Below are 26,022 nucleotides of genomic sequence, written 5' to 3'. Positions count from 1 at the left end.
CCTGGCGGCTGGAGTCGGCTTCTGCCAGCAGCTTCCAGAACGGATCAGGCAATTTCAATGAGCTATGGCGCTTAAGGCAGCCTGTGTCTTTTCGTGTCATGATACTGGTTCGGTTTTGTAAACCGAAGGTCGGGGGTTCGATCCCCTCACCCGGCACCATCGCGGGCGCGCCGCGGCGCCGGCCTGCCGGAGCGCCCGGCGCCGAAGCCCCGACGCCGGGGGGGCGGTACCGGACGGGCGGCGGGGCGGTCATTCCGCCGGGACGGCCCCGGGCCGGCCGCGCAGCATCACGACCATCGCCGCGACCTGGATCGCCGCCACGGCGGCGAACAGGGCGACGGCTCCCCCGCCCGGCAACGCCGCCTCGGCGGTGTCCCGCACGAGGCCGAGCAGCGCCGGCGCGAAGGCGTAGCCGGCCTGGCCGGCGGCGGTGGCGAGCGCCACGACGCGGGCGACATCGGCCGGCCGGAACTCCGCCTGCGCGATCAGCGGCGGCAGCGAGGTCGCGTTGCCGATCCCGAGGCCGAACAGCACCACGCCGAGCAGCAGCACCGCCCCGCCATCGGCGGCGAGGAAGGCGAGCGAGCCGGCCAGTTGCACGCCGTAGCCGGCCGCCGAGGCGACGCGGCGGTCGGCGCCGGGCGGCAGCAGCCAGCCCGTGGCCGTCCGCCCCAGCACCGCGCAGGCCGTGGCGAGGCCGAGGGCGAACCCGGCCTGCCGCATCCCGATCGCCGGCGCGAGCAGCGAGAGCAGGTGCGCGAGGAGGCCGACCTGGGCGAACAGGCCGAGCGAGGCGCCGGCGGCGAGCGTCAGGAAGCGGCGGTCGCGCCAAGGCGAGCCGGGGGAGGAGCCGGGGGGAGAGCCGGCGAGCGGCGCCGCGTCGGCACGGGCCCGGGCAGGCGGCGTCACGCCCCCCGGCGCGTCCCCGTCCGGCGCCAGCCCCAGCTCCGCCGGCAGGCGCCCGAGGCAGCGTCCCGAGAGCCACCAGAGCGCGAGCGCCATGGCCGCGCCGAGCAGCGCCGCGGCGCCCGCGAGGCCGCACCAGGCGATCAGCGCCACCCAGAGCGGCGAGAACAGCACGCCGCCGACGCTGGCGCCGTTGTAGGCGGTCGAGAGTGCGGCCGGACGCAGGCGGACGAACCAGGGTGCCACCATGGCGTTGATCGCCGCCGCTCCCGTTCCCGCCCAGCCGAAGCCGGTCAGCGGGGTGGCCGCGAAGAGCTGCCAGGGCTCGCGCGCCAGTGCCCAGCCGAGGAAGCCGCACGCCGCGGCGAGCCCGGCCGCACGCGTGACCGCGACCACCCCGAAGCGGCGGTGCAGCGCGGCGAGGTTGGCGACCGCCAGCGCCCCGAGCAGGAAGTGCAGCGTGACGGCGGCCGAGACGAGCCCCACCGGCCAGCCGCGCGATTCGTGCAGCGCGTGCAGGAAGACCGGGGGGCCGTAGAAGCCGACGCCCCAGCCGAAGACGGCCACCGCGAAGGCGGCCCGGACGACGCGCCAGCCGGGGAACGGGGCCGGCCGGTCCTGCCTCGCGACGATCATGCGCGGCGCGTGGCGGCGGCACCGGGCCGGGGAGGCAGGTCGGGAGGGGGCCGGGACAGGCTCATCGGGGTGATCCGCCATTGCCGGGACGATGGTCGCGCCGCGCGCCGGCCATTGCTACGGGCGCGGCCGAAGCATCGCGCCGCGTGCCGCCCTATGCTTGCCCACCCCGTGCTCGCCTGCCCCAAGCACGCCGGCCGCGAGCCGGGGCCGTCCTCGCGGCCGCACCGGCCGGAGACGGTGCCGGCCCTCGATCCGACGGACCTCGGCATCGCGGGACAGGCGCGTCCCCTGGGCCCGCACGCCCCCGCGTGGTTCCGGGGGGCGAAGGGAAGCTGAGGAAAGCCGAAGGAGAGCACGCCCATGCTCAGCACCGCCGCCTTCGCCGGGACCGCCGCCCTCGCGGGCGACCCGGCACGCGCCAGCATGCTGCTGGCGCTGATGGATGGCCGCGCCCTGACGGCGACGGAGCTGGCGGGCATCGCGGGAATCGCGCCGCAGACGGCGAGCGGCCATCTCCTGCGCCTGGCCGAAGGCGGCCTGCTGGCGGTGGAGCGACAGGGGCGGCACCGCTACCACCGCCTGGCCTCGCCCGCGGTCGCCGCCATGCTGGAAGGCATCATGGCCGCCTCGGCCGGCCTCGACGGGCAGGCGCCGGGCCGGGCGGTGGCCGCCAGGATCGGCCCGCGGGACCGGGCGCTGCGTCGCGCCCGCACCTGCTACGACCATCTCGCCGGCCGGCTCGCCGTGGCGATGACGGACCGGATGGTGGCGCGCGGGCAGGTGGAGCTGTCGGCGGACGGCGGCGCGCTGACCGGGGCGGGAGACGCGTTCCTGCGGGGACTCGGGGTCGATCTCGATTCGGCGACACGGCGCGGCGGGGCGCGGAGTGGCCGCGTGTTCTGCCGCCCCTGCCTCGACTGGAGCGAAAGGCGGCCGCACCTCGCCGGGGCGGTGGGCGCGGCCCTGTGCCGGGCATGCTTCGCGCATGGCTGGCTGCGGCGCCTCGACGGCACGCGCGCCGTGGCCGTCACGCCCGCCGGGCGGCTGGCGCTGGGGAACGCCTTCGACCTGCCGGCCGAGGCGTGGGAGCCGGCCGCCGGCGCGGGAGATGGGCCGGCCCCCGGCCGGGCGGCGCACGGGCCGAACGGCCGGCGGGGAACACGCGCCGCCCCCGGCGATCCGGGCACGGGCGGCCCGGATCGTCGCGCCGGCAGGCCCTCACCCTGCCCCGCCGGGTCCGAAACCCGCTGATCCGCCGGCATCCCGCCGAACCCCTTGCGCGCTCCCTGCCTCGACGGGCTTATGCCCGGACGGCCGGAGACATCGGGCGCAGCCGGTGCCGGGGAGACCGGCCCAGGAGCGAGGAAGGAAGGGTTGCAATGAGCCGTCGTCGCACGGGCCGGGCGGCCGGGCAGGGCGCCGCCAGGCCGACCGGCCCCGAAAGCAACGATCTCGCCCAGCTCCGGCGCGAGCTGGACGAGGCGCGCACGCGGCTGCGCGCCATCGAGCAGCAGGGAATCGCCAAGGTGACCGCCGACCGGCTGGCGGCGCTGGACGAGGGCCAGAAGGTCGCGCGCGGCCAGGCCCTCGATGCCGTCCTGGCCCGCAACCAGGCGGAGGCAGAGCTGCGCGCGCTGCGGGACGCGATCGCGAAGGCGCCGGGCGTGTCGGGCTGGCTGATACGGCGCGCGGCGCGGCGCCTCGTCGAGCGGGGCGGCTGAGCGGGACGGCGCCGATCGGCCGCGCCGGTCGGCCCAGGGTGACCGATCGGTGACCGATCGGCGGCCGATCGGCGCGACCCGACCGGCGCGGCCACCCAGCCCGCCGCCGGCGATGACAGGTCGCGCTGCATCCTTGCCCGGGCCCGTGCGGTCCACAGCCGTTTCGTACCGCTTCCGCATCATGGCGCCGCCCGGCCGCCAGCCGCGCATCCTCCGCGGCCGGGTCGCATGCCGCCCGCCGGCGCTCCGCGCGCGCCCGGGCGGCGTCAGATCGGCTCGACGGCCGCGACGCCCGGCACCACCTGCACCGCCTGCATCAGCCGCGGCGAGACGTTGAAGCCGCCGGGCAGGCTGATCTCCACCTCCTGTCCCTGGCCGGTGCGCGGCACCAGCACCACGCGGCCGCGCCCCCTGCCCTCCCGCTCCAGCAGCACGCGGATCCGGTCCACCGCCTCGGTCTGCTCCAGCCAGAGCCGGAGCCCCTGGCCGACGCCCTGCGCCGCCTGCTCCAGCGCCTGCACCTCGTTCGCCGTCAGCCGCAGCGCCTCGCCCTCCAGCCGCGCCTCGGCATGGATCAGCACCGGCGTGCCCTCGGCCAGCAGGTCGCGCGAGCGGGAAAGGACCTCGGAGAAGCAGGTGACCTCGTAGGTGCCGGCGGCATCCGAGAGGCGCACCCAGGCCATGCGGCTGCCGGTCTTGGTGGTGCGCTCCTTGCTGTTGACCACGGTGCCGGCCAGCTTGAGGCGCGATCCGCCCTGGCGCGCCTTCTCGGCGATGCGCGAGGAGGCGGTGACGCCGAGGCGGCGCAGCACGACGTCGTAGACGTCGAGCGGATGGGCGGAGAGGTGGAAGCCCACCGCCTCCTGCTCGAAGGCCAGGCGCTCGAGCTGCGGCCAGTCCGGCACCTCGGGCAGACGCAGCGCGGCGAGGGCGGCGGGCGCGTCGCCGAACAGCCCGGCCTGGGAGGAGCTGCGCTGCTCGCCGTCGGCCTGGGCGCGGCGCATGATCGTCTCGGCCCCGGCGACGAGGCGGGCGCGGTTGCCCTCCAGCGTGTCGAAGGCGCCGGCCTTGGCGAGGTTCTCAATCATCATCTTGTTGATGAGCTTCGGATCGACCCGGCCGGCGAAGTCCGTCACCGAGGCGAAGGGGCCGGCCGCGTCGCGCGCCGCGACGAGGTCCTTCATCGCCTGCTCGCCGACGCGCTTGACGGCGGCGAGCGCGAAGCGGATGGCGGCCTTCCCGTTCCCCTCCGCGTCCACGTGCCGCTCCACCCGGAAGTCGTGCCCCGAGCGGTTGATGTCGGGCGGCAGCACGGTGATGCCGAGCCGCGTCGCCTCCTGCATGTGGCCGGCGAGCTTGTCGGTGTTGGTGAAGTCGAGCGACATGGAGGCGGCCAGGAACTCGACCGGGTGGTTCGCCTTCAGCCAGGCGGTCTGGTAGGAGACCAGCGCGTAGGCCGCCGCGTGCGACTTGTTGAAGCCGTAGTCGGCGAACTTCTCCATGATGTCGAAGATCTCGCCCGCCACCTGCGGATCGACGCCGTTCCTTGCCGCGCCCTCGGCGAAGATGACGCGCTGCTTCTCCATCTCCGAGCGGATCTTCTTGCCCATGGCGCGGCGCAGCAGGTCGGCGGCGCCGAGCGAGTAGCCCGCCAGCTCCTGCGCGATCTGCATCACCTGCTCCTGGTAGACCATGATCCCGAAGGTCTCCTCCAGGATGTGCCGGATCTTCGGGTGCGGGCTCTCCCACTCGGCCTCGCCGTTCTTGCGCTGGCAGTAGGCGGGGATGTTGGCCATCGGGCCGGGGCGGTAGAGCGCCACGGCCGCGACCAGGTCCTCGAAGCGGTCCACGCGCATCTGCCTGAGGCAGTCGCGCATGCCCTGGCCTTCGAATTGGAACACCCCGGCGGCGTCGCCGCGGCGCAGCATCTCGTAGGTGGCCGCGTCGTCGAGCGGGATGGCGGCGATGTCCACCACCACGCCGCGATCCTTGAGCAGGGCGAGGGCGCGCTCGATCACGGTCAGCGTCTTGAGGCCGAGGAAGTCGAACTTCACGAGGCTCGCCAGCTCCACGTACTTCATGGAGTACTGGGTGACCAGCATGTCCGAGCGCGGATCGCGGTAGAGCGGCACGATGTCGATCAGCGGCTTGCGCCCGATCACCACGCCGGCGGCGTGGGTGGAGGCGTTGCGGTACAGCCCCTCCACCTGCAGCGCCGTGTCGAGCAGGTGCGCGACGGTCTCGTCGGATTCGCGCATCTCCTGCAGCCGGGGCTCGCTCTCGATCGCCTGCTGCAGCGAGATCGGCTTGGCCGGGTTGAAGGGGATGATCTCGGCGATTCGGTTCACCTGGCCGTAGGGCAGCCCCATCACGCGGCCCACGTCGCGCACCGCCGCCTTGGCCTGGAGCTTGCCGAAGGTGATGATCTGGCCCACCCGGTCCGCCCCGTACTCGCGGCGCACGTACTCGATCACCTCGCCGCGCCGGTCCTGGCAGAAGTCGATGTCGAAGTCCGGCATCGAGACGCGCTCGGGGTTGAGGAAGCGCTCGAACAGCAGGCCGAAGCGCATCGGGTCGAGGTCGGTGATGGTCAGCGCCCAGGCGGCGACCGAGCCGGCGCCGGAGCCGCGCCCCGGCCCCACCGGGATGCCCTGCTGCTTGGCCCACTGGATGAAGTCGGCCACGATCAGGAAGTAGCCCGAGAAGCCCATCTTCTCGATCACGCCGAGCTCGTAGGCGAGGCGGCCGCGATACGTCTCCCGCGTCGCCGCGTCGGCGCCCATGGCGTCGAGGCGGGCCTCCAGGCCGCGGCGGGCCATGTCCTGCACCGTCTGCTCCTCGGTCATGCCGGGCAGGACCTTGGGGCAGAGCGGCAGCTCGGGCTTCTTCACCTCGGTCATCACGGCGCAGCGGCGCGCGATGGCGAGCGTGTTGTCGCAGGCATCCGGCAGGTCGGCGAACAGCGCGCGCATGGCGGCCGCCGGCTTGAACCAGTGCTCGCCCGTCACGCGGCGGCGGTTCGGATCGGCGATGGCGCGCCCCTCGGCGATGCAGAGCAGCGCGTCGTGCGCCGCGTGCATCGAGGACCTGGCGAAGTAGACGTCGTTGGCGGCGACGATCGGCAGGCCGGCGGCGTCGGCGAGGTCCAGCAGGCCGGGCTCGACCAGCCGCTCCTCCGGCAGGCCGTGCCGGTGCAACTCGACGGCGAGGCGGTCCGAGAAGGCCTCGGCCAGCTTCGCCAGCAGGCCGGCGGCCGGCTCGCGCCGCCCTTCCGAGAGCAGGCGGCCCAGCGGGCCGGTGGTGCCGCCGGTGAGCAGGATCAGCCCGGCCGCGTGCTCGCGCAGCGTGTCGAGCTTCAGGCAGGGTTTCCCGGAGGGATCCGCAGCGAGGTAGGAGCGCGAGGAGAGGCGCTGGAGGTTGTCGAGGCCGGTGGCGTCCATGGCCAGCGCCACCACCGGGTCCGGCGCCTGCCGCTCCGCCTCGGGGCGCTCGTCGGCGGCGGCGCGGGAGAGGAAGAGCTGGCAGCCCATGATCGGCTGCACGCCCTTGCCGCTGCACCCTTGCGCGAATTCCAGCGCGCCGAACAGGTTGGCGCTGTCGGTCAGCGCCACGGCCGGCATGCCGGCCTCCTTCGCCAGCGCCGCCAGCTTCTCCGCCTTGATGGCGCCTTCCGAGAGCGAGTAGGCGGAATGGTTGTGCAGGTGGACGAAGGAGGGCGAGGCGGGGGACGGGCTGGGCGCTGTCTCTGGCATGTCGGTTCCGGCGGTCGAGTCCGCTGCCCGCAGGGTAGAGCATTTTCAGGCCGGGTGGACGCGCCCGGCGGCCCGGAAGATGCGCCGGGTCGGCGGCCGCAGCCGTCCCGGCCGGGCGCGCGGCCCGTGCCGACGTCAGGCCCGGCTCGGGGGCTCCGGCGGCGGGTCGCGGCGGTCGGGTCGCGGTGTCACCGGAATGCCGGCGCGGCCGGGGCGCCGCCGGGGGACGACGCCTGGGGGGCAACGCCCGGGGGAGGCAACGCCAGGGTGGGCGTCGACAGGGCGGTGCGGGCCAGGACGCGCCGCATGACCGCCGCGTTGGCGGGCACGGGCACGCCGTGCTGCCGCGCCAGCCGCACCACCGCGCCGTTGATGAAGGGTAGCTGGGTCGGCCGCCCGGCTGTCAGGTCGGCCATGATGCAGCCCAGCGGGCGCGGGTCCTGCCGCGCCCCGGCCCGCAGCAGCCCGGCCTCCAGCGCCTCGAGCGGGGCGGCCTCGCTGCCCAGGGCGGCCCGCCACAGCGCCTCGGGCATGCCGCAGATCGGGTCGAGCCGGATGCCGGCGGCCGCGGCGGTCGCCACCGCCTCGAGGCCGAGCCCCAGCATCTCCGCCCGCAGCGCCGCGTCGAGGAACAGATCCCGCAGCGGCCGTTCGTTCAGCGCCGCGAGGGGCCCGATCATGCTGCACAGCACGAGATGGCTCCAGCGCGCAGCGACCAGGTCCCGCACCGTCTCGGTCGGGGCGATCCGCCCGAACAGCGCGGCCAGCGCCGCCAGCCGGTCGGTGGCCGCCCCGGTCGCCTCGCCGAGCCGGAAGAGCGCCGGCGGCCGGGCGGGAAAGGGCTCGTAGGTGCGGATCCGGCCGGGCGCCACCAGGTCGGCGGCGCAGCCGTTGACGATGCAGCCCATGACGCGCTCCGCACCGATCAGCGATGCGAGGTCGAGGTCGGCCAGGCCGTCCGCCACGACGAGGTAGGGGCCCCGGTAGCAGGCTTCCAGCGCGGCGACGGCCGGGCCGATCTCGGGCAGCTTGACGCAGAGCAGCGCCACGTCGGCCCGCGCCGCGTCGAGCGCCTCGGCGCGGTCGTGCACCGCCAGAGGCACCACCTCGCGGCGTCCGCCGTCACGCTCCAGCCGCAGGCCGCCGGAGCGGATCGCCGCGCGGTTCGGTGCCCAGGGTTCGAGCACCAGGACCTCGATGCCGGCCCGGACCATCGAGGCGGCGAGCAAGCCGCCCATCCCGCCCGCGCCGACGATCAGGATCGGGCCGGTCGGGCGCGACAGGGCGGCTCCATGCGGCACGGCGATCCCGTCGCTGGCTCGGGCAGGGGCGCCAGCCTGCACGCGCCGGCGGCACGCATCAACGACAAAGAGCCGCGATGGCTTTCCGGATCCCCGATCCCGGCTCCGCCGGCGGGACGGAGCCCCGAGGGCGAGACGGCCATGCGGCCTCCGGCACGCCGCCGGCCGGGGCGGCCTGCCGCCGGCGATCCGCCCCGAGCGGACCTCCGGCGATCCGCGCCCGGCCGGATGGCCGGGCAGGCCCGCGCAGCCCGCTGCCGCGGAAATCCATCCGCGCGGCAGGCTGCGCGGGCCCGCTCAGAGACGCGTCTGCCAGACCGTGCGGGCCGAGGCGAAGCCGGCGGCGATGCCCTGCGGCCCGTGGGAGCAGAGCGCCTTCATCGACAGCATCACGGAAGGGCTGAGCAGCGCCGCCGCGTGCACCAGCCGGACCGCCTCCTCGCGCAGCTTCTCCGACGGCACGATGCGGTTGACCAGGCCGAGGCGCAGCGCCTCCTCGGCCGGCACGTCGCGGCCGGTGGCGAGCAGCTCGAAGGTCAGCTTGGGGCCGAGATGGCGTTGCAGGATCGGCACCATCTGCACCGGCAGGATGTCGTGCCGCGCCTCGGGGAAGGCGAAGCGCGCCCCGGGCTCGGCCACCACCATGTCGCAGCTCAGCGCCATGGCGGCGCCGGCGCCCATGGCGGCGCCCTGCACCGCCGCCACCACCGGCTTGCCGATCTCCTCGGTGATGCGCAGCAGCTTCTCGCCGAGCGCGAAGCGGGCGAGGCGCGCGTCGCGGTCGTCGGCGTAGGCGCGGTTCTCGCCGAGATCCTCGCCGGCGCAGAAGGAGGGGCCGGCGCCGCCCAGCACCACGCCGATCACCGACTGGTCGCGCATCACCGCGCGCAGCTCGGCGAGCAGCGACTCCGCGAGGGCGCGGTTCAGCGCGTTGCGCTTCTCCGGCCGCTCCAGGCTGAGGATGCGGACCTTGCCGTCGTTCTCGCGCCGGATCATGGCGCGCGCTCCGCCGACGCGGCGCGGCGCCGCCCATCCCGGCCGATCCATGGCTGCATGCGTGCACACTCCCGTTCCATGCGCCCGCCGGGCGCGGCGCCCAACCCCGGCGGGCCGCCACGCGATGGCCCGGCCTGCCCGTATCCTGGCCGCTCGCGGCGGTGGGGTCGATAGAGCAAATCCGCTCCGCCGGGGCCGCGCCTTGCGCCATCTCATGGCGGCCGGGACGGGTTCGTGCGCGCGGCTGAAGGCACGGGGCCGCCCGGCGGCCCCGTGCCTTCAGCCGCGCGCGAGGCGGTTCCAGGCGTCGAGCGCCGCGATCTTGTAGGCCTCGGCCAGCGTCGGGTAGTTGAAGGTGTTCTCGATGAAGTAGTCGAGCGTGCCGCCGAGGTTGAGCACGGCCTGGCCGATGTGGACCAGCTCCGTCGCCCCCTCGCCCACGATGTGCGCGCCGAGCAGGCGGCGGTCCTCCAGCGCGAAGATCAGCTTCATCATGCCGGTGCTGAGGCCCATGATGTGCCCGCGCGAGGTCTCGCGGAAGCGCGCGAGGCCGCATTCGTAGGGGATGCCCTTCGCCCGCGCCTCCTGCTCGTTCAGCCCGATGGTCGAGATCTCCGGCACGGCGTAGATGCCGTAGGGGAAGAATTCCGGTGCCTTCGGCACGGCGACGCCGCAGGCATGGCCGGCGGCGATGCGCCCCTGCTCCATCGAGGTGGAGGCGAGGCTCGGGAAGCCGATCGCGTCGCCGGCGGCGTAGATGTGCGGCACCGCGGTCTGCATCGTCGCCGGATCGACCGCGACGCGGCCGCGCTGATCGGCGGCGAGGCCGCAGGCGGCGAGGTTCAGCGTGTCCGTGGCGCCGGTGCGGCCGGCGCAGTAGAGCAGCATCTCGGCGCGGACGCGGCGGCCGCCCGCGAGCTCGGTGACGACGCCGCCTTCCTCCACCGCGATGCGCTCGACCTTGCTGCCCAGGCGCAGCGTCATGCCGCGGTCGCGGAGCTGGTGGGTGAAGTCCTCGATCAGCTCCTCGTCGATGAAGTCGAGGAAGGAGGGGCGGGCCTCGACCAGCGAGACGGCGACGTCGAGGGCGCTGAAGATCGTCGCGTACTCGACCCCGATCACCCCGGCGCCGACCACGGTGAGGGAACGCGGCAGGCGCCTGAGGTCCAGGATCTCGTCGCTGTCGAGCACGCGCTCGCCGTCGAAGGGGATGCCGGCGGGCCGGTGCGGGCGGGTGCCGACGGCGATGACGAAGCGTTCGGCGGCGAAGCGGCGCGTCTCGTCCTCGCCGGTGCGGACCTCGACCGCGTGGCTGTCGAGGAAGCGGGCGGTGCCGGTGATGGTGGCGACGCCGTTGCGGGCGAACTGGTGCTCCAGCACGTCCACCTCGTGGTCCAGCGTCTTGCGCAGGCGGATCAGCAGGTCCTGCGCCGTGAGGTCCTTCTTCACGCGGTAGGCGCTGCCGTAGAAGCCGCGCTCGCGCCAGCCGGTGAGGTTCAGCACCGTCTCGCGCAGCGTCTTGGAGGGGATGGTGCCGGTGTGGACCGAGACGCCGCCGACGCGGCGGCCCTTCTCCACCACCAGCACGCGCCGGCCGAGCTTGGCGGCCTGGATCGCGGCGCGCCGCCCGGCGGGGCCGCTGCCGATGACGATGAGGTCGTAGCTGCTCATCGGGGGGCGCTCATCGGTCGGCGCTCATGCAGGCGAAGCCGTGCGGCGGGCCGTTGGGGGCATGGGCCGAGCATCCTTCCGCATCCCTGGATCCATCGTAACCGTGATTATCGGCCCGCGAACAGTGGATGCTTGGTGAAGCGGCCGGGACCCGAAACGAGCGGGGTCCGGGGCCTCCCCATCCTCCCCCCCCGGACCCAAGCGGGATGGTCCAGGAAGGGCGGCGCCCTTCCTGGCGGGGTCCGGGGCAGCGCCTCGGAATGCCCCGGCGCCGGGGGGCGCCCCCCTACTCCGCCACCACCCCGAACACCGCCTTGAGCAGCGCGTAGAGCGCCCCGCCGACCAGGAATCCCACCAGCGTGCCGTTCATGCGCACGTATTGCAGGTCGCGCCCGACGCGCAGCTCGATCCGCTCCGTCACCGTGGCGGTGTCCCAGTTCTGCACCACGCCGGCGATGAAGTCGGCGATGCGGGTGCGCGCCGCGGGCAGCAGGCGCATCAGCATGGCCTCGGCCAGCCGGTTCAGCCGGTCGCGCGCGGCGGGGTCGGAGGCCAGCATCTCGCCGGCGTTGCGGAAGGCGCCTTCCAGCAGCGTCACGGTGCGCCCCTCGGGCCGCGACGCGTCCTCCTCCAGCTTCGCCCGCAGCCGCGCCCAGACATCGCCGAGCCAGGCGGCGACGGCCGGGTGGGACACGGCGTCGCGCAGCGCCCGGCCGACCGAGGCGGCGCGCTCCGGGTCGTTCTCCAGCCGCTCGATCTCGGCCAGCAGCCAGGTCTCGAAGGCCGCGCGCAGCTCGCTGTCGCCGGGCTCGATCCTGCCGAGCTCGGCGTTGAGCGCCGAGAGCACGCGGCGCGCCACGGCGGCGCCGGCCAGCCAGCCGACCAGCGCGCCGCCCTCGTCGCGCACGCGCCGGGCGATGGCGTCGCGCAGCGCCGCCTCGCGCGCCTGGAGCAGGATCTTGATCTGCGCGACGGCGAGGCCGAACACCTCCTGGTGCTGGCCGCCCGCCATCAGCACGCGCAGCACGCGGGCCAGCACCTTCGCCCCGCCCGGACCGCCGGCGACGCGCGGCAGCAGCCGCCCGAGCAGCCGCCGCGCGCGGCCGTCGCCCAGGCTCGCCAGCACGCCGGGCAGCGTCTGCGCCATGGCCTGCGCGGCGGGGCGGGCGGAATCCGGGTCCGACAGGAAACCGCGCAGGATGGCGGCGAGGTCGAGCCGGCCGATCACGCGCCGCACCTCGGCCTCGGTGAAGACGTGGTTGGCGACGAAGCGGCCGAGGCCGCGCCCCAGCCGCTCCTTCTGGCTCGGGATGATCGCCGTGTGCGGGATGGGCAGGCCGAGCGGGTGGCGGAACAGCGCCGTCACCGCGAACCAGTCGGCCAGGCCGCCCACCACGCCGGCCTTGGCGGCGGCCTGCAGCAGCTCGGTCCAGTAGCCCGGCGGCATCCAGTAGGTGCCGAGCATCAGCCCGGCCATGAGCAGCAGCAGGCCGGTGGCGATGGCGCGGTGCCGGCGGAGCGCGCGGCGCAGCGGCGCCTCGGGGTCCTCGGCCGGTACCGGGATGGAAGCCGGCGCGAACCCGGCATCGGGCGGGGCGGGCATCGACGGTTCCGGGGGCTGTCCCGGGGGCGGCTCCGGCGATGCCTCGCGCGGGGCGGTCGAAAGGGAGGGAGAACCCTGCATGGAGGCCGGACCCTATCCGCCGACGGCGCCCTTGCCCAGCGCCCTTCCCCCGCCCCCCCTTGCCGGCGATCCCCTCGCCCGCCCCCCTATCCCGGCTCCCTCCCTGGCTCCCCTGGGCTCCCCTGGGCGGGCCAGGCCGGCCACCCTGGTGGCGCGAGCCTGCCCCGCCGCCGGGGCCGGCCCGGCGGCCCGGTCACGCCTTGCCGGCCAGAGGGTTTTTGTTATGCTATAACATATGGTCGAACCGGCATCCGTCCCGCGCCCCAACCCGCTCGCCCTGTCGGCGGGCGCCGGGGCGCGCCTGCTGCTGGCGGCCGCCATCCTCGCCGCGCTCTGGCTCGGCGTGCTCTGGGCGATGCGGGCGTGAACGCCTCCATGCCCGCTCCCGCGATCGCCCTCACGCCCCCCCCTGGGCCGGCCCATGGCCCGCCCGCGCTGGCGGTGCGCGACCTCACCCTCTCGCATGGCGGGCAGGTGGCGGTGCGCGGCCTGAGCGGCTGCTTCGCGCCGGGCAGCCTGACCGCCGTGGTCGGGCCGAACGGCGCCGGCAAGACCACCCTGCTGCAGGCCCTGGCCGGGCTGCACCGGCCGGCCGCCGGCACGGTCTCGCTCTCCCATCCCGCGCGGATCGCGCTGCTGCCGCAGGCGGCGACGCTGGACCGCGGCTTCCCGATCGCCTGCCTCGACGTGGTGGAATTGGGCCACTGGTCGCGCCTCGGCCCGTTCCGCCGGGTCACCCCGGCGCTGCGCCAGCGTTCCCGCGCGGCACTGGCGGCGGTGGGGCTGGAAGGGCACGAGCGGCGGCCGATCGGCAGCCTCTCGGGCGGGCAGATGCAGCGCCTGCTCTTCGCCCGGCTGCTGGTGCAGGACGCGCCGGTGATCCTGCTGGACGAGCCGTTCAACGCCGTGGATGCGCGCACCCTGGCCGACCTGCTGTCGCTGCTGCGCCGCTGGCACGGCGAGGGGCGCACGGTGGTGGCGGTGCTGCACGACCTCGACCTCGTCCGCCACGCCTTCCCGGAGACGCTGCTGCTGGCCTGCGACTGCCTGGGCTGGGGGGCGACCGCCGAGGTGCTGACCCCCGCCAACCGGCGGCGCGCGCGCATGGCGCGGGACTGGTGGGCGGGCGAACCCTGGGCCGATGACCACGGGGCTGATGACCACGGAGCCGGCGCCCGGTGGACCGACGCCTCCTGGCCCGGCGCCCCCCGGCCCGGCGCCCCCCGGCCCGGCGCCCCTCGGCCCGACGCCTCCTGGCCCGATACCCCCTGGCCCGGCGCCCCCTGGCCCGATGCCCCCTGGCCCGATGATCGTCGGGCGGGCGACCATGGGGCGGGCGACCGCCGGCCGACCGGCCCGGCGATGCCGGGCATGCCGGCGCCGCCGCGTGCGGACGCGGCGGGCCGCCCGCACCACCTGACCTGATCGCCGCGCCCCGCGCGCGCCCCCGCCCCATCCCCATGCACGACCTGCTGTTCGCGCCCTTCGCCGATTTCGGCTTCCTGCGCCGTGCCCTGGCGGGCTGCCTCGCCCTGTCGGTCTCGGCGGCGCCGCTCGGCGTCTTCCTGGTGCTGCGGCGGATGAGCCTGACCGCCGACGTGATGGCGCACGGGGTCCTGCCGGGCGTCGCGGCCGGCTTCCTGCTGTTCGGCCTCTCCGTGCCGGCGATGGGGATCGGCGGGCTGCTGGCGGGGCTCGCGGTGGCGCTCGGCGCCGGGGCGCTGTCGCGGGCGACGGGCGGGCGGGAGGATGCGTCGCTCGCGGCGCTCTACCTCGTGGCGCTGGCGGCGGGCGTCGCGATGGTCTCCTGGCGCGGCGGGGCGGTGGAGCTGACGCAGCTCCTGTTCGGCAGCGTGCTCGGCGTGGACGACCAGGCGCTGCTGCTGATGGCCGGCGCCGCGACCGTGACGCTGCCGGCGCTGGCCTTCGCCTGGCGGCCGCTGGTGCTGGAGTGCTTCGACCCCGGCTTCGCCGCCTCGGTGGGGGCGCGCGGCGGGGCGTGGCACCTGCTGTTCCTCGCCCTGGTGGTGCTGAACGTGGTGGCGGCGCTGCAGGCGCTGGGCACGCTGATGGCGGTCGGGCTGATGATGCTGCCGGCGATCGCGGCGCGGCACTGGGGGCGCTCGGTGGGCGCGATCGCGGCGGCGGCGGCGGGGATCGCGGCGCTGGCCTCGGCGGCGGGGCTGCTGCTCTCCTACCACGCCGACCTGCCGAGCGGGCCGGCGGTGGTGCTGACGGCCGGCGCGCTTTGGGCCGCCTCGGCGCTGCTCGGCCCGGTGGACGGGGTGCTGGCGCGGCGGCGCCGGCGGGCCGGCCGGGACACGGGTCCGGAGGGCGGGGACGGCGGGTGGGAGACCGACCCGACGCCCGGCGCGCGGCCCGGCGTGCCGCCAGGGCGGCCATCCCGCTGATCCTGCGCACGCCGGTCGAATGCCGCCGCCAGGGCGCGGCATCGACGGGCGCGGCATCGACGGGCGCGACATCCACGATCGGAGACGCAGGCGGAAATTCGGGGCGGGTTGCGGATCGAGGCAGGCGCCGCCGATCTTCCCGGCGACCAGCGACCCTTCCGGCAGGCGGTGCTTGCGGCCGGGTTCGAGCGGAACGGAGCGGAACGCGGTCCGGCCGGGACCGAGCTCCGCTCCATCTCATTGTTTTCCGGGCGGATTCACGCCTCCGGGCGTAGCCGCCCGCCGGCGATCCGCTCTAGATTCCCACCGGGCGGAGCGCCGGGCCGGCCGCCCTCGCCGCTCCCGGGCGGCGTCGCCGGTGCCGTCCCCCGGCCCGACACACTGGAGCGACCGCGCCATGACCATCCGCCGCCACGCAGAGGAAGCCCGTCTCTCCGGCGCCGTCGCCGGCGGCGGGCTTCTCCACCTCGCCGGGCAGGTGGCGGACGATGCGCTGTTCGAGCGGGGCGAGGCCGACGCCGAGGCGCAGACCGCCGACATCCTCGCCCAGATCGACGCGCTGCTGGCCGAGGCGGGCACCGACAAGCGCCGGCTGCTCTCCGTCACCGTCGTGCTGGCGGACATCGCCGACGCGCCGGCGATGAACCGCGCCTGGGACCGCTGGCTGGACCCGGCCGCCAAGCCCGCCCGCATGACCATTGAGGCGCGGCTGGTGGACCCGCGCTGGAAGGTGGAGATCACCGGGGTGGCGCTGCTGCCTTGAGCCGGCCGGGTTCCCCGCCACGGCGACGACCCCGAACGGGGCCAGCCGCGCTGCCTCGGGCCGGTACCGCGGCATGCCCGGCGGAGGGGTCCCGGCAAAGGGCCTGGAACCCGCGGCGCGGGTCGGCCGGCGGCGCCGTCTCTCGATCCCGCCCGTGCCGCCGGGCCGGCCGCGCCACGGCCGCCCCGGGGAATGGATGCGCGCGGTCGCGCCTCCTGCGTCGTTGCCATGTTAACGAGACGAAAGTGATGCGGCGCAACAATCCGCGGGATCGCGGCCGAAGCGCGGCAGACCGCCACGTCAATGCCGGGCGCCCGGCACGCTTTCGTCGCAATCCTGCGACAATGATGCAATACTGCACCGTCGCCAGAGGGTCCGGTCCGCATGCCCGCCACGCCACGTCCCCGCCTGTCACCGCCCTGCCCCTCCGGCGACCGGGCCGCACGCCGCCCGGCAGCGGGCACCGGCCGGCGCCGCCACCGCGCCCGGCTGCTGCGGCCTTGCCCCGATCCGGGGCCGGCCAGCCGATGAATGGCGCGCGAGAGCCCGATCCCGGCCGGAACGACCACCGGCGGGAGGGGCGTTGGCAGGGCCGCCGCGTGCTGGTCACGGGTGGCGCCGGCTTCCTCGGCAGCGGGCTCTGCCACGCCCTGGCCGAACGCGGCGCGCGGGTGACGGCGATCGACGCGATGGTGCCGGGCACGGGGGCCAGCGCCGCCAACCTCGCGGGGCTGCCGGTGGAGCTGGTGGAGGCGGATCTGCGCACGGCGGACCTCGCCCCGCTCTGCCGCGACGTGGAGGCGGTGTTCAACCTCGCCGCGCAGACCAGCCACATGGACAGCATGGCGGACCCGGCCAACGACCTCTCGGTCAACGCCCTGGCCCAGCTCCGCCTGATCGCGGCGCTGCGGGCCGAGGCGCCGGCGGCCGTGGTGGTGCATGCCTCGACCCGGCAGTTCTACGGCCGCGCGCAGTACCTGCCGGTGGACGAGCGGCATCCGGTGGTGCCGCCGGATGCCAACGGCGTCGCGAAATTCGCCGGCGAGCAGTACTGGCTGCTGGAGCACCGGGTGCACCGGCGCCCCGTCGTCTCGCTGCGGCTGACCAATTGCTACGGCCCGCGCATGCGCATCCGCGACCACCGGCAGACCTTCCTCGGCATCTGGGTCCGCCGGGTGCTGGAGGGCGAGCCCTTCGAGGTCTGGGGCGGCGAGCAGCTGCGCGACCTCGCCTATCTCGACGACGTGGTGTCGGGCTTCCTGCTGGCCGCCGAGACGCCGGGCTGCGCCGGCGGGACCTACAACCTCGGCGGCGCGTCGCCCGTCTCGCTGCGCCAGCTCGCCGAGGCGGTGGTCGCGGCCAATGGCGGCGGCACCTACGCGGTGCGGGAATTCCCGGCCGACCGGAAGGCGATCGACATCGGCTCCTTCCATGCCGACGACCGTGCCTTCCGGGAGGCGACCGGCTGGGCGCCGCGCCACGGACTCGCGGAAGGATTGCGCATGACGCTGGACTGGTTCCGCCCCCGCCTCGCCTCGTACCTCTGACGATCCGCCCATCCCCGAAACGATACGCGCGCCAGCGCTCGCTCCCTCCCGGACGGCGGAACGCCTCCCCGGGTCCGGCAGCAACGGCGCGGCCGCCGCCAGGACGACGACCATGACGACCTCCGATCTCACGGCCGCTGCCACCCTGCCGCAGCCGCACTTCAGGCTGGGCGATGCCCCGCTGGACATCCCGCGGGCGGCCACGCCGGCGGCGCCGGCGCAGCTCGCCGTCCCGCCGGCCGCGCCGGCGCCCGCCCCTGTCCTGGCCCCGGCCCCGGCCTCGGCCCCCGGGCCGCTGGCGATGATCCCGCCCGCCGATCCGGGCGCGGGCTACCGCGCGCAGCAGGCCGAGATCGACGCGGCGCTGCACCGCGCCGCCGCCAGCGGCTGGTACATCCTGGGTCGCGAGGGCGCGGCCTTCGAGGCGGAGTTCGCGCGGTGGCTCGGCACGGCGCGCGCCGTGGGCTGCGGCAGCGGCACGGACGCCATCGTGCTGGCGCTGCGGGCGCTCGGCATCGGGCCGGACGCGACGGTGGTGACGGTGTCGCACACCGCCGTCGCCTCGGTGGCGGCGATCGAGGTGGTGGGCGCGACGCCGCTGCTGCTCGACATCGACCCCGAGACCTTCACCATGGACCCGGACGAGCTGATCTCGGTGCTGGGGGACCCGCCGCCGGGCCTGCCGCCGATCCGCGCCGTGCTGGCCGTGCACCTCTACGGCCAGGGCTGCGACCTCGGCCCGATGCTGGAGGCGTGCGGCGCGCTGGGCATCCCGCTGATCGAGGATTGCGCGCAGTGCCACGGCTCGCTGCTGGACGGGCGCAAGCTCGGCACCTTCGGCCGCGTCTCGGCCTTCAGCCTCTACCCGACCAAGAATCTCGGCGCGCTGGGCGATGCCGGCATCGTCGCGACCGACGACGCGGCGCTGGCCGACCGCATCGGGGCGCTGCGCCAGTACGGCTGGCGGGACCGCTACATCTCGGCCGAGAGCGGCATCAACAGCCGGCTCGACGAATTGCAGGCGGCCGTGCTGCGGGCGCGCCTGCCCCGCCTCGACGGCAACAACGCGCGCCGGCGGGAGATCGCGGCGGCCTACGACGCGGCGCTGACCGGCGGGCCGGTCGCGCCGCCGGTGCGCCGGCCGGGGGCGGAGCACGTGTTCCACCAGTACGTGCTGCGGGTGCCCGGCCGCCCGGCGATGCAGGCGATGCTGCGCGAGGCGGGGATCGGCACCGCCATCCACTACCCGATGCCGGTGCACCTGCAGCCGGCGTATCGCGGGCGGGTGCCGCTGGGGCCGGCCGAGTGCCGGGAGACGGAGCGGGCGGCCGAGGAGGTGCTGAGCCTGCCCATGTACCCGGAGATGACGGACGAGCAGGTGGACCGGGTCTGCGCCGCGCTGCGCGCGCTGCGCTGAGTCGGATCGACGGCGGGCGGGCACACTGTCGGGGCAGGAGCCGGGGCGGGCCGCCGCCCCGAAGCCTGCCCGACGTGGATTCATGCCTTCGGGCGGATACGTCCTACAGCGAACCGCAGTCCGGTTGGGACTGCGGTTCGCTGTAGCTCATTGTTCTCGGCGCGGATTCACGCCGCCGGGCGTGTCCGCCCGTCGGCGATCCGCTCTAAGCTGCCGGCATGTCCCTGCCGGCCCCGCTCTTCGACCCCGCCGACTTCCGCATCCCGCCTGGCGTCGCGCATGTCTGCGCCGCCGGCGAGACGCCCTTCCTCCATCGCCACGACGCCGCGCTGCGGCGCTATGCCGAGGACAAGAGCCGCGGCGCGCCGGGCCGCGACGGGCAGGAGGCGGTGATCCGCCGCGCCCGCGCCGCCGTGGCGCGCGCCTGGGGCGCCGGCGCGGACGAGATCGGCTTCTGCGCCAACGTGGCCGAGGGCGTCTCGCTGCTGGTCGAGAGCATCGACTGGCGGCCGGGCGACAGCGTGGTGCTGGATCCGGACGAGTACCCTTCCCTGGTCGGCCCGCTGCTGCTGCACCGGCGGCCTTCCATCGCGCTGCGCTTCGCCCGCGCCGACGACCCGGCGGCGATGGCGGCGGCGGTGGACGGCGGGACGCGGCTGGTCGCGGTCAGCCACGTCTCCTACCTGAACGCGGCGCGGCACGACCTCGCGGCGCTGCGGGAGGTGGCGGATTCCGTGGGCGCGCTGCTGGTGGTGGACCACACCCAGGCGGCCGGCTGGGCGCCGATCCGGGCGGACCTCGCCGACTTCGCCTTCTCGGCCTGCTACAAGTGGATGCTCGGCATCACCGGCACCTGCGTCGCCTACTGGAACCGGGCGCGGCAGCCGGACTGGGCGCCGGCCAGCGCGGGCTGGCATTCCCTGGTGCCCGCGGCCGGCGCGGCATCGGGCGCAGCGGGCATCCTGGGGGCGCGGCCGGACTATGCCGCGGGCGTCGCGCTGGTACCGGACGCGATGCGCTTCGCGCGCGGCAACCCGGCGCACCTTTCGCTCTACGTCCTGGATTCGGCGCTGGACTACCTGGCCGGCTTCGAGCCGGCGGCCGTGCAGGCGCATGTGCAGGCGCTGACCGTGGGGCTGCTGGCGCGGCTGGCGGCGGCGGGCATCCCGAGCATCACCCCGGCGGACCCGGCGCGGCACGGCGCCAGCGTGTGCATCGCCTCGCCGAACGCGGCGGCGCTGGTGCGGGCGCTGGGGGAGCGCGGCGTGCTGGCCTGGAACGGTCGCGGCCGCATCCGGATCAGCTTCCACGGCTACAACGGGGCGGCGGATGTCGAGCGGATCATGGCGGCGTTGCGGGAGGTCTGGCCGGGGTAGCCTCCCCGCGGCGGGCACGGGAATGGCGGCGCGCCGGGGGGCGCCCCGGGCCACGCGGGCGCCACGGGCGCGACGGCTGGGGCCGGCCGCCCCCACCCCTGCCCCACCCCTGCCCCCTGCGCGTCACGGCCGGCGCGCGTTGACGGGCAGCGGCGGCCTCGGCATGGTCCGGCCGAACCCGCCCGTGCCGTGGGCCCGACCGCGTCGGTGCCCGGCACGGGCGCGGCCGTTTCCGCCTTATCCCGTCCAGGACCGCGACCCATGAGCCTTTCCGCCCTGCAATCCGGCATCGAAGCCCTGTGGGAGCGCCGCGCCGAGCTTTCCGCCCAGACCACCGGTGAGGACCGCGCGACCGTCGAGCAGGCGCTGGAGCTGCTGGACACCGGCGCCGCGCGCGTCGCCGAGCCGGACGGCAAGGGCGGCTGGGTGGTGAACCAGTGGCTGAAGCAGGCGGTGCTGCTCTCCTTCCGCCTGCACGATTCCGCGCCGATGGACACCGCCGCCGGCGCCTACGACAAGGTGCCGCTGAAATTCGCCGGCTGGGGCGAGAACCGCTTCCGCGAGGCCGGCTTCCGCGCCGTGCCGGGCGCCGTGGTGCGCCGCTCCGCCTACATCGCGCCGGGCGTGGTGCTGATGCCCTCCTTCGTGAACCTCGGCGCGCGCGTCGAGCGCAACACGATGATCGACACCTGGGCGACGGTCGGCTCCTGCGCGCAGATCGGCGCCAACTGCCACATCTCGGGCGGCGCCGGCATCGGCGGCGTGCTGGAGCCGCTGCAGGCCGAGCCCGTCATCATCGAGGACGACTGCTTCATCGGCGCCCGCTCCGAGGTGGCCGAGGGGATGATCGTCGAGCGCGGCGCCGTGCTCGCCATGGGCGTGTTCCTCGGTGCCTCCACGAAGATCGTCGACCGCGCCACGGGCGAGGTGTTCATGGGCCGGGTGCCGGCCTATTCGGTGGTGGTGCCGGGCTCGCTGCCGGGCAGGCCGCTGCCGGACGGCACGCCGGGCCCCTCGCTCTACTGCGCCGTGATCGTCAAGCGCGTGGACGCGCAGACGCGCTCCAAGACCTCGATCAACGACCTGCTGCGCGACTGATGCGCGGCCGCCCCGCCCCACCCTCCGCCCCGGCCCCCATCCCGGGGCCCCTCTCGGCCCCCGCCTTGGTCCCCGCCTTGCCCCCCCCTCCGGGCCACGCCGCGATGAGCGAGGCACGCCCGCAGGCCGGCACGGCGTCGCCCGTTCCCTCATCCGCGGCAGGCGATCCCTCGCGGCCGGTGGCGGCGGACCCGTTGCCGCTGGCGCAGGCGCTGATCCGCTGCCGCTCCTACGCGGCGCCGGACGGCACGCCCGAGGATGCGGGGGCGCTGGCCGTGCTGGAGGCGGCGCTCGCGCCGCTCGGCTTCCGCTGCGAGCGGGTGCGCTTCGGGGCCACCGAGAACCTGTGGGCGAGGCGCGACCCGCCGGCGGGGGCGGGCAATCGCGGCCCGCATCTCTGCTTCGCCGGCCACACCGACGTGGTGCCGCCGGGCGACCTCGCCGCCTGGCGCCACGACCCGTTCGGCGCCGAGGTGCGCGACGGCGTGCTCTACGGGCGCGGGGCCGTGGACATGAAGGGCGGCGTCGCCGCCTGGGTCGCGGCGGTGGCGGGCCTGCTGGCCGAGCAGCCGGACCTGCCCGGCACGCTCTCGCTGCTGATCACCGGCGACGAGGAAGGCCCGGCGCTGGACGGCACGGTGAAGGTGCTGGAATGGCTGGCCGAGCGCGGCGGGATCCCCGATCTCTGCCTCGTCGGCGAGCCGACCAGCCGGGTGCGGCTCGGCGACATCGTGAAGGTCGGGCGGCGCGGCAGCCTCAACGCGGTGCTGACGGTGCACGGGAAGCAGGGCCACGTCGCCTACCCGCAGCGCGCCGACAACCCGGTGCACCGCCTGCTGCGCGTGCTGCACGGGCTGACCGCGACGCCGCTGGACGCGGGCAACGACTGGTTCGAGCCCTCCTCGCTGCAGGTGACCAGCATCGACGTGGGCAACCCCTCGACCAACGTCATCCCGGCCACGGCGCAGGCGCGGCTGAACATCCGCTTCAACGACGGGCATACCGGCGCGGGCCTCGCCGGCATGCTGCGCCGCGCGCTGGAGGCCGAGGGCGAGGGGCACGGGCTCGAGGTGAAGATCTCCGGCGAGGCCTTCCTGACCGAGCCCGGCCCCTTCGTGGAGGCGCTGCGCCGCGCCGTGCGGCGCGCGACCGGCGAGGAGACGGCGCTGGACACGGGCGGCGGCACCTCGGATGCGCGCTTCATCGCGCGCTACTGCCCGGTGGCGGAGCTGGGTTCGGTGGGCAGCACCATGCACCAGGTGGACGAGCGCGTGCCGGTGGCGGAATTGCGCGGCCTCGCCGCCCTGTACCGCGCGGTGATCGACGAGGTGATGGGCACGGGCCACGGCAGCATGGGGCCCGGCGCCGGGACCCGCGCCTGAGCACCCCCTCCCCGCCTTCCGGCGACCCTCCCGGCTCTCCCCCCGGCCCGCCACACGATCCTCCGCCGGACGCGCCGGCAGGCCGGCCGCCGCTCGCCGCGATCATCGCGGCCGGGCTGCACGGGGCCTTCCTGCTCGGCCGCGGGCGGCGCGAGGGGCTGCGCTGGATCGAGGCCACGCCGGAGGGCGCCGCGCGCTCCTTCTGGGCCGCCGCGATCTGCCTGCCGGCCTTCCTGGGGCTGCGCCTGCTCACCTGGTCGGCGGGCGAGGGCGGCGCGCCGGACGCGGCGGACCCCGTCCCCGGGCTGCTGGCCGAGCTGATCGCCTATGTCTGCAACTGGGCCGGCTTCGCGCTGATCTCGCACGCGCTGGCGAAGGCGGCGGGGCGGCAGGCGCTGTGGCCGCATTTCCTGGCGGCGTGGAACTGGGCCAACGTGGTGCAGTACGTGGCGCTGCTGGCCCTGACCCTGCCGGGCGGGCTGGTGCCCGGGGGGCTGTCGCGCACTCTCGGCGTGGTGGCGCTGTTCTACGCGGTCTGGCTGGAATGGTTCGTGGCGCGGACGGCCCTGCAATTGCCGGGCGGCCGCGCGGCGATGTTCGTGGTGGTGGACCTGATGCTCGGCCTGTTCCTGAGCGGGCTGACGGTCCGGCTGTCGGGGGGTTGAGGGCGGGTCCGGCCTCCCTCCGCGCTCAGCGCAGCAGCGCCGGCAGCATCGCGTCCAGCCTGAGCCGGCCCTCGGGAGTCGCGACCAGCCTCGTGCCACGCCATTCGAGGTAGCCCTCCTCCAGGCAGGCATCGAGCATCCGGGCATCGACGGCCTCTCCGAACGGCAGGCCGCTGCGCGCCTCGATGCGCGCCGGGTCGATGCCCTCGGCCAGGCGCAGCCCCATCAGCAGCGCCTCGCGCGCTCGGTCGGCGGGCGCCAGGGCCTCCGTCTCCACCGCGCCGTGCCCGTCGCGCTCCACCCGCGCGGCCCATTCCTCCGGCGCGCGGTGCCGGCGCGTGGCGAGGATCCCGGCCCCCTGCGACACGCGCTGATGCGCGCCGGGGCCGATGCCGAGATAGTCGCCGTAGCGCCAGTAGGCGAGGTTGTGCCGGCTTTCCGCCCCCGGCACGGCGTAGTTGGAGACCTCGTAGGGCAGCAGCCCGAAGCGCGCCGCCTCCTCGGCGGTCGCTTCGTAGAGCCGGGCCGCGTCCTCCTCCTCGGGCAGCCGGAAGGCGCCGCGCGCGTATTCGGTCGCGAAGCGCGTGCCGGGCTCGATGGTGAGCTGGTAGAGCGAGAGGTGGTCGGCCGCGAGCGCCAGCGCGCGCCGCAATTCCGTCCGCCAGGACGCCTCGGACTGGCCGGGCCGGGCATAGATCAGGTCGAAGGAGAGGCGCGGGAACAGCGCGCGCGCCAGTTCCAGCGCGGCCACCGCCTGCGCCGCGTCGTGCCGGCGGCCGAGGAAGCGCAGCGCCTCCGGCTCCAGCGACTGCACGCCGAGGCTGGCGCGGTTCACCCCGGCCGCGCGGAAGGCGGCGAGCTTGCCGGCCTCGACGCTGGTCGGGTTGGCCTCCAGCGTGATCTCGATGTCGGGCAGCGGGTCGAAGAAGGCGAGCGCGTCGCCGATCAGCGCCGCCACCGTCTCCGGCGCCATCAGGCTCGGCGTGCCGCCGCCGAAGAAGACCGAGGCGAGCGGCCGGCGCCCCACCCGCGCCGCCTCGTGCGCCAGCTCCCGCCGCAGCGCCGCGGCGAAGCGCGACTGGTCGATGCGCTCGCGGACATGGCTGTTGAAGTCGCAATAGGGGCACTTCGCGGCGCAGAACGGCCAGTGGATGTAGAGGGCGAGCGGCTCGGTCACGCCGTCCATATGGCATGTCAGCGCGGCGTCAGTCCGTTGCCGTGTGGTATGGCGGCCATGCCGTGACCGGGCCGTCCGGTCCCATCATGCCCACCATGCTCCCCCGGGGAGGCGCGCATGTCCGGTTCCCAAGGCTACCAGCCGCCGCGCCACCTGCTCGGCGACTACACCCTGAGGCTCGACCCCGTGCTGATGGCGAAATTCGACCCCGCCGGGGTGGCGCCGCACACGGGCTGGATCGCCCACACGCGGATCGGCGCGCCGCTGAAGCTCGGCCTGCAATTGCCGGCCCTCGACGACCCGCTGGCACCGATCCTGGCCGGCATCGCCCGCGACGCGGCGGCGAACCCGAAGGCCGACCCCACGAAATTCGCCCAGGCCCGCCTCGCCGCCGCCGATACCGAGGTGATGGACCTGCTCGCCAAGCTCGTCCTCGCCGCCGGCCAGGGCACCTGGAAGGACGTGACGGCGCCGGGCACCAACATGGTGACGGGCGAGCCGGCCTCGATCGGCAAGATCGAGCCGGGCGGGCGGGTGCGCCACGACGGCGTGGAGGATTCCACCGTGGCCGGCACCGGGATCGACCTGGAGAAGCTCGGGGCGGTCTCCATCGCCAAGAAATTCGCCTTCGCCTCGGACCTCAACGTCCATGCCATGATCTTCGTCGACAAGGATGCGGTGCTGGGCGGGAAGATGCTTTCCGCCATGCCGGGCGGCGGGCTGGTGGTGAAGGGGCGCACGAGCTGGGGGGCCGAGCTGAACCTCACCGTCGGCGCCGGGCGCGACCAGACCGGCGGCGCGGCGGGCTTCATCGGGCTGCGCATCGGGCCGGAGATCCCGCCCGATCCGGTACGGCCGTAGGGCACGTTCAGGCGGGGCGTACTGCCCGGCGCCTCGGGAAATGGACCGGATCAAAGGCCGGCGGGCTGCAATACCCGGAAGCGTGAAATCCGTCCGGAAAGCGACGAGCCGGTCTGGCCGCCACGCCGGCCAGCCGGTAAGGCCCACCCGGACGGATCCGCGGCGGAGGGCGGCATGGCGGAAGGCTCGGTGGAACGCGTCCGGCGCGCGCTGGTCGAGGCGGGACACCCGGACAGCATCACCGAATTCCCCGAGGGCACGCGCAGCGCCGCCGAGGCCGCCGCCGCCGTGGGCTGCGCGGTGGCGCAGATCGCGAAGTCGATCGTGTTCCGGGCCGGCGACCGGCCGGTGCTGGTGATCGCCTCCGGCGCCAACCGCGTGGACGTGGCGAGGTGCGAGGCGGCGCTGGGCCTGACGCTCGGCCGCGCCGAGGGGCGCTGGGTGCGCGAGGCGACGGGCTTCGCGATCGGCGGCGTGGCGCCGCTCGGCCACCTGACGCCGCCGCTGGTGCTGGTGGACGAGGACCTGCTGGCGCTCGACCCGGTCTGGGCGGCGGCAGGCAGCCCGCGGCACGTGTTCCGCAGCACGGCAGCCGAATTGCTGAGGCTTTCGGGCGGCCAGGTGGCGGCGGTGCGGGAGGACTGACCGCATGGCC

At 75.5% G+C, this 26,022-nt stretch carries 21 protein-coding genes; 14 read left to right on the top strand and 7 right to left on the bottom strand.

The features are described 5' to 3' along the window. Window positions 1–249 precede the first annotated feature (249 nt). Window positions 250–1,542, bottom strand: coding sequence for an MFS transporter (locus tag M0638_RS24020; RefSeq protein WP_248669492.1), 1,293 nt, complete (start codon window positions 1,540–1,542; stop codon window positions 250–252). Window positions 1,543–1,905: 363 nt separating this feature from the next. On the opposite strand from M0638_RS24020, the gene M0638_RS24015 reads away from it, so the two are divergent. Further along, the gene (locus M0638_RS24015; RefSeq protein ID WP_248669491.1) at window positions 1,906–2,796 is read left to right on the top strand and encodes an ArsR/SmtB family transcription factor; all 891 of its coding nucleotides are present in this window, start codon (window positions 1,906–1,908) and stop codon (window positions 2,794–2,796) included. A gap of 128 nt (window positions 2,797–2,924) precedes the next feature. Then, a complete protein-coding gene (locus M0638_RS24010) occupies window positions 2,925–3,266 on the top strand; it encodes a hypothetical protein (protein ID WP_248669490.1) in 342 nt (113 codons plus the stop codon). A gap of 266 nt (window positions 3,267–3,532) precedes the next feature. Here M0638_RS24010 and dnaE read toward each other — a convergent pair whose 3' ends face one another. The 5 genes from dnaE to M0638_RS23985 form a co-directional block, all read right to left on the bottom strand. After that, window positions 3,533–7,018, bottom strand: a complete 3,486-nt coding sequence (gene dnaE, locus M0638_RS24005; RefSeq protein WP_248669489.1) for a DNA polymerase III subunit alpha — start codon at window positions 7,016–7,018, stop codon at window positions 3,533–3,535. A gap of 188 nt (window positions 7,019–7,206) precedes the next feature. After that, entirely contained in the window at window positions 7,207–8,319 is a 1,113-nt protein-coding gene (locus tag M0638_RS24000) for a ketopantoate reductase family protein (protein ID WP_248669488.1), read from the bottom strand. Window positions 8,320–8,616: 297 nt separating this feature from the next. Next, window positions 8,617–9,315: an enoyl-CoA hydratase/isomerase family protein gene (locus M0638_RS23995; RefSeq protein ID WP_248669487.1), complete on the bottom strand. Its 699-nt coding sequence runs from the start codon at window positions 9,313–9,315 to the stop codon at window positions 8,617–8,619. Window positions 9,316–9,594: 279 nt separating this feature from the next. Beyond that, a complete protein-coding gene (gene sthA / locus M0638_RS23990) occupies window positions 9,595–10,986 on the bottom strand; it encodes a Si-specific NAD(P)(+) transhydrogenase (RefSeq protein WP_248669486.1) in 1,392 nt (463 codons plus the stop codon). Window positions 10,987–11,272: 286 nt separating this feature from the next. Then, on the bottom strand, window positions 11,273–12,589 hold the full coding sequence (locus M0638_RS23985; RefSeq protein ID WP_248669485.1) for a DUF445 domain-containing protein: 1,317 nt from the start codon (window positions 12,587–12,589) through the stop codon (window positions 11,273–11,275). 316 nt (window positions 12,590–12,905) lie between these two features. Here M0638_RS23985 and M0638_RS28960 point away from each other — a divergent pair, with 316 nt between their 5' ends. The 10 genes from M0638_RS28960 (at window position 12,906) to M0638_RS23940 (ending at window position 23,329) form a co-directional block, all read left to right on the top strand. Continuing rightward, entirely contained in the window at window positions 12,906–13,037 is a 132-nt protein-coding gene (locus M0638_RS28960; protein ID WP_282572260.1) for a hypothetical protein, read from the top strand. A gap of 8 nt (window positions 13,038–13,045) precedes the next feature. Next, window positions 13,046–14,095 carry a metal ABC transporter ATP-binding protein gene (locus M0638_RS23980; RefSeq protein WP_345893064.1) on the top strand — a complete coding sequence of 350 codons (1,050 nt, stop codon included), beginning with the start codon at window positions 13,046–13,048 and terminating at the stop codon, window positions 14,093–14,095. A 35-nt stretch (window positions 14,096–14,130) separates the two neighbouring features. Further along, on the top strand, window positions 14,131–15,081 hold the full coding sequence (locus M0638_RS23975) for a metal ABC transporter permease (RefSeq protein WP_248669484.1): 951 nt from the start codon (window positions 14,131–14,133) through the stop codon (window positions 15,079–15,081). A 397-nt stretch (window positions 15,082–15,478) separates the two neighbouring features. Then, a complete protein-coding gene (locus tag M0638_RS23970; RefSeq protein WP_248669483.1) occupies window positions 15,479–15,844 on the top strand; it encodes a RidA family protein in 366 nt (121 codons plus the stop codon). A 599-nt stretch (window positions 15,845–16,443) separates the two neighbouring features. Further along, complete coding sequence (locus tag M0638_RS23965; RefSeq protein WP_345893063.1) at window positions 16,444–17,391, top strand: NAD-dependent epimerase/dehydratase family protein; 948 nt, start codon at window positions 16,444–16,446, stop codon at window positions 17,389–17,391. A 112-nt stretch (window positions 17,392–17,503) separates the two neighbouring features. Beyond that, a complete protein-coding gene (locus tag M0638_RS23960; protein WP_456316055.1) occupies window positions 17,504–18,808 on the top strand; it encodes a DegT/DnrJ/EryC1/StrS family aminotransferase in 1,305 nt (434 codons plus the stop codon). Window positions 18,809–19,026: 218 nt separating this feature from the next. Beyond that, entirely contained in the window at window positions 19,027–20,184 is a 1,158-nt protein-coding gene (locus M0638_RS23955; RefSeq protein WP_248669481.1) for an aminotransferase class V-fold PLP-dependent enzyme, read from the top strand. A 261-nt stretch (window positions 20,185–20,445) separates the two neighbouring features. Continuing rightward, a complete protein-coding gene (dapD, locus tag M0638_RS23950; protein WP_248669480.1) occupies window positions 20,446–21,282 on the top strand; it encodes a 2,3,4,5-tetrahydropyridine-2,6-dicarboxylate N-succinyltransferase in 837 nt (278 codons plus the stop codon). 104 nt (window positions 21,283–21,386) lie between these two features. Further along, window positions 21,387–22,664: a succinyl-diaminopimelate desuccinylase gene (gene dapE, locus M0638_RS23945; protein ID WP_248669479.1), complete on the top strand. Its 1,278-nt coding sequence runs from the start codon at window positions 21,387–21,389 to the stop codon at window positions 22,662–22,664. Between the two features lie 434 nt (window positions 22,665–23,098). Further along, window positions 23,099–23,329, top strand: a complete 231-nt coding sequence (locus tag M0638_RS23940) for a hypothetical protein (protein WP_248669478.1) — start codon at window positions 23,099–23,101, stop codon at window positions 23,327–23,329. A 25-nt stretch (window positions 23,330–23,354) separates the two neighbouring features. On the opposite strand, the gene hemW is transcribed toward M0638_RS23940, so the two are convergent. Then, window positions 23,355–24,515, bottom strand: a complete 1,161-nt coding sequence (hemW, locus tag M0638_RS23935) for a radical SAM family heme chaperone HemW (protein ID WP_248669477.1) — start codon at window positions 24,513–24,515, stop codon at window positions 23,355–23,357. Between the two features lie 108 nt (window positions 24,516–24,623). On the opposite strand from hemW, the gene M0638_RS23930 reads away from it, so the two are divergent. Together M0638_RS23930 and M0638_RS23925 are read left to right on the top strand one after the other, a co-directional pair. Beyond that, window positions 24,624–25,367: a hypothetical protein gene (locus tag M0638_RS23930; RefSeq protein WP_248669476.1), complete on the top strand. Its 744-nt coding sequence runs from the start codon at window positions 24,624–24,626 to the stop codon at window positions 25,365–25,367. A 174-nt stretch (window positions 25,368–25,541) separates the two neighbouring features. After that, entirely contained in the window at window positions 25,542–26,012 is a 471-nt protein-coding gene (locus M0638_RS23925) for a YbaK/EbsC family protein (RefSeq protein ID WP_248669475.1), read from the top strand. Window positions 26,013–26,022 lie beyond the last annotated feature (10 nt).

This window comes from Roseomonas acroporae, from assembly GCF_023223525.1.
In the GTDB taxonomy this organism is placed as follows: Bacteria; Pseudomonadota; Alphaproteobacteria; order Acetobacterales; family Acetobacteraceae; genus Roseomonas_E; species Roseomonas_E acroporae.
The sequence above is the reverse complement of the archived record's forward strand: the minus strand, read 5'-3'. Positions and strand labels throughout refer to the sequence as shown.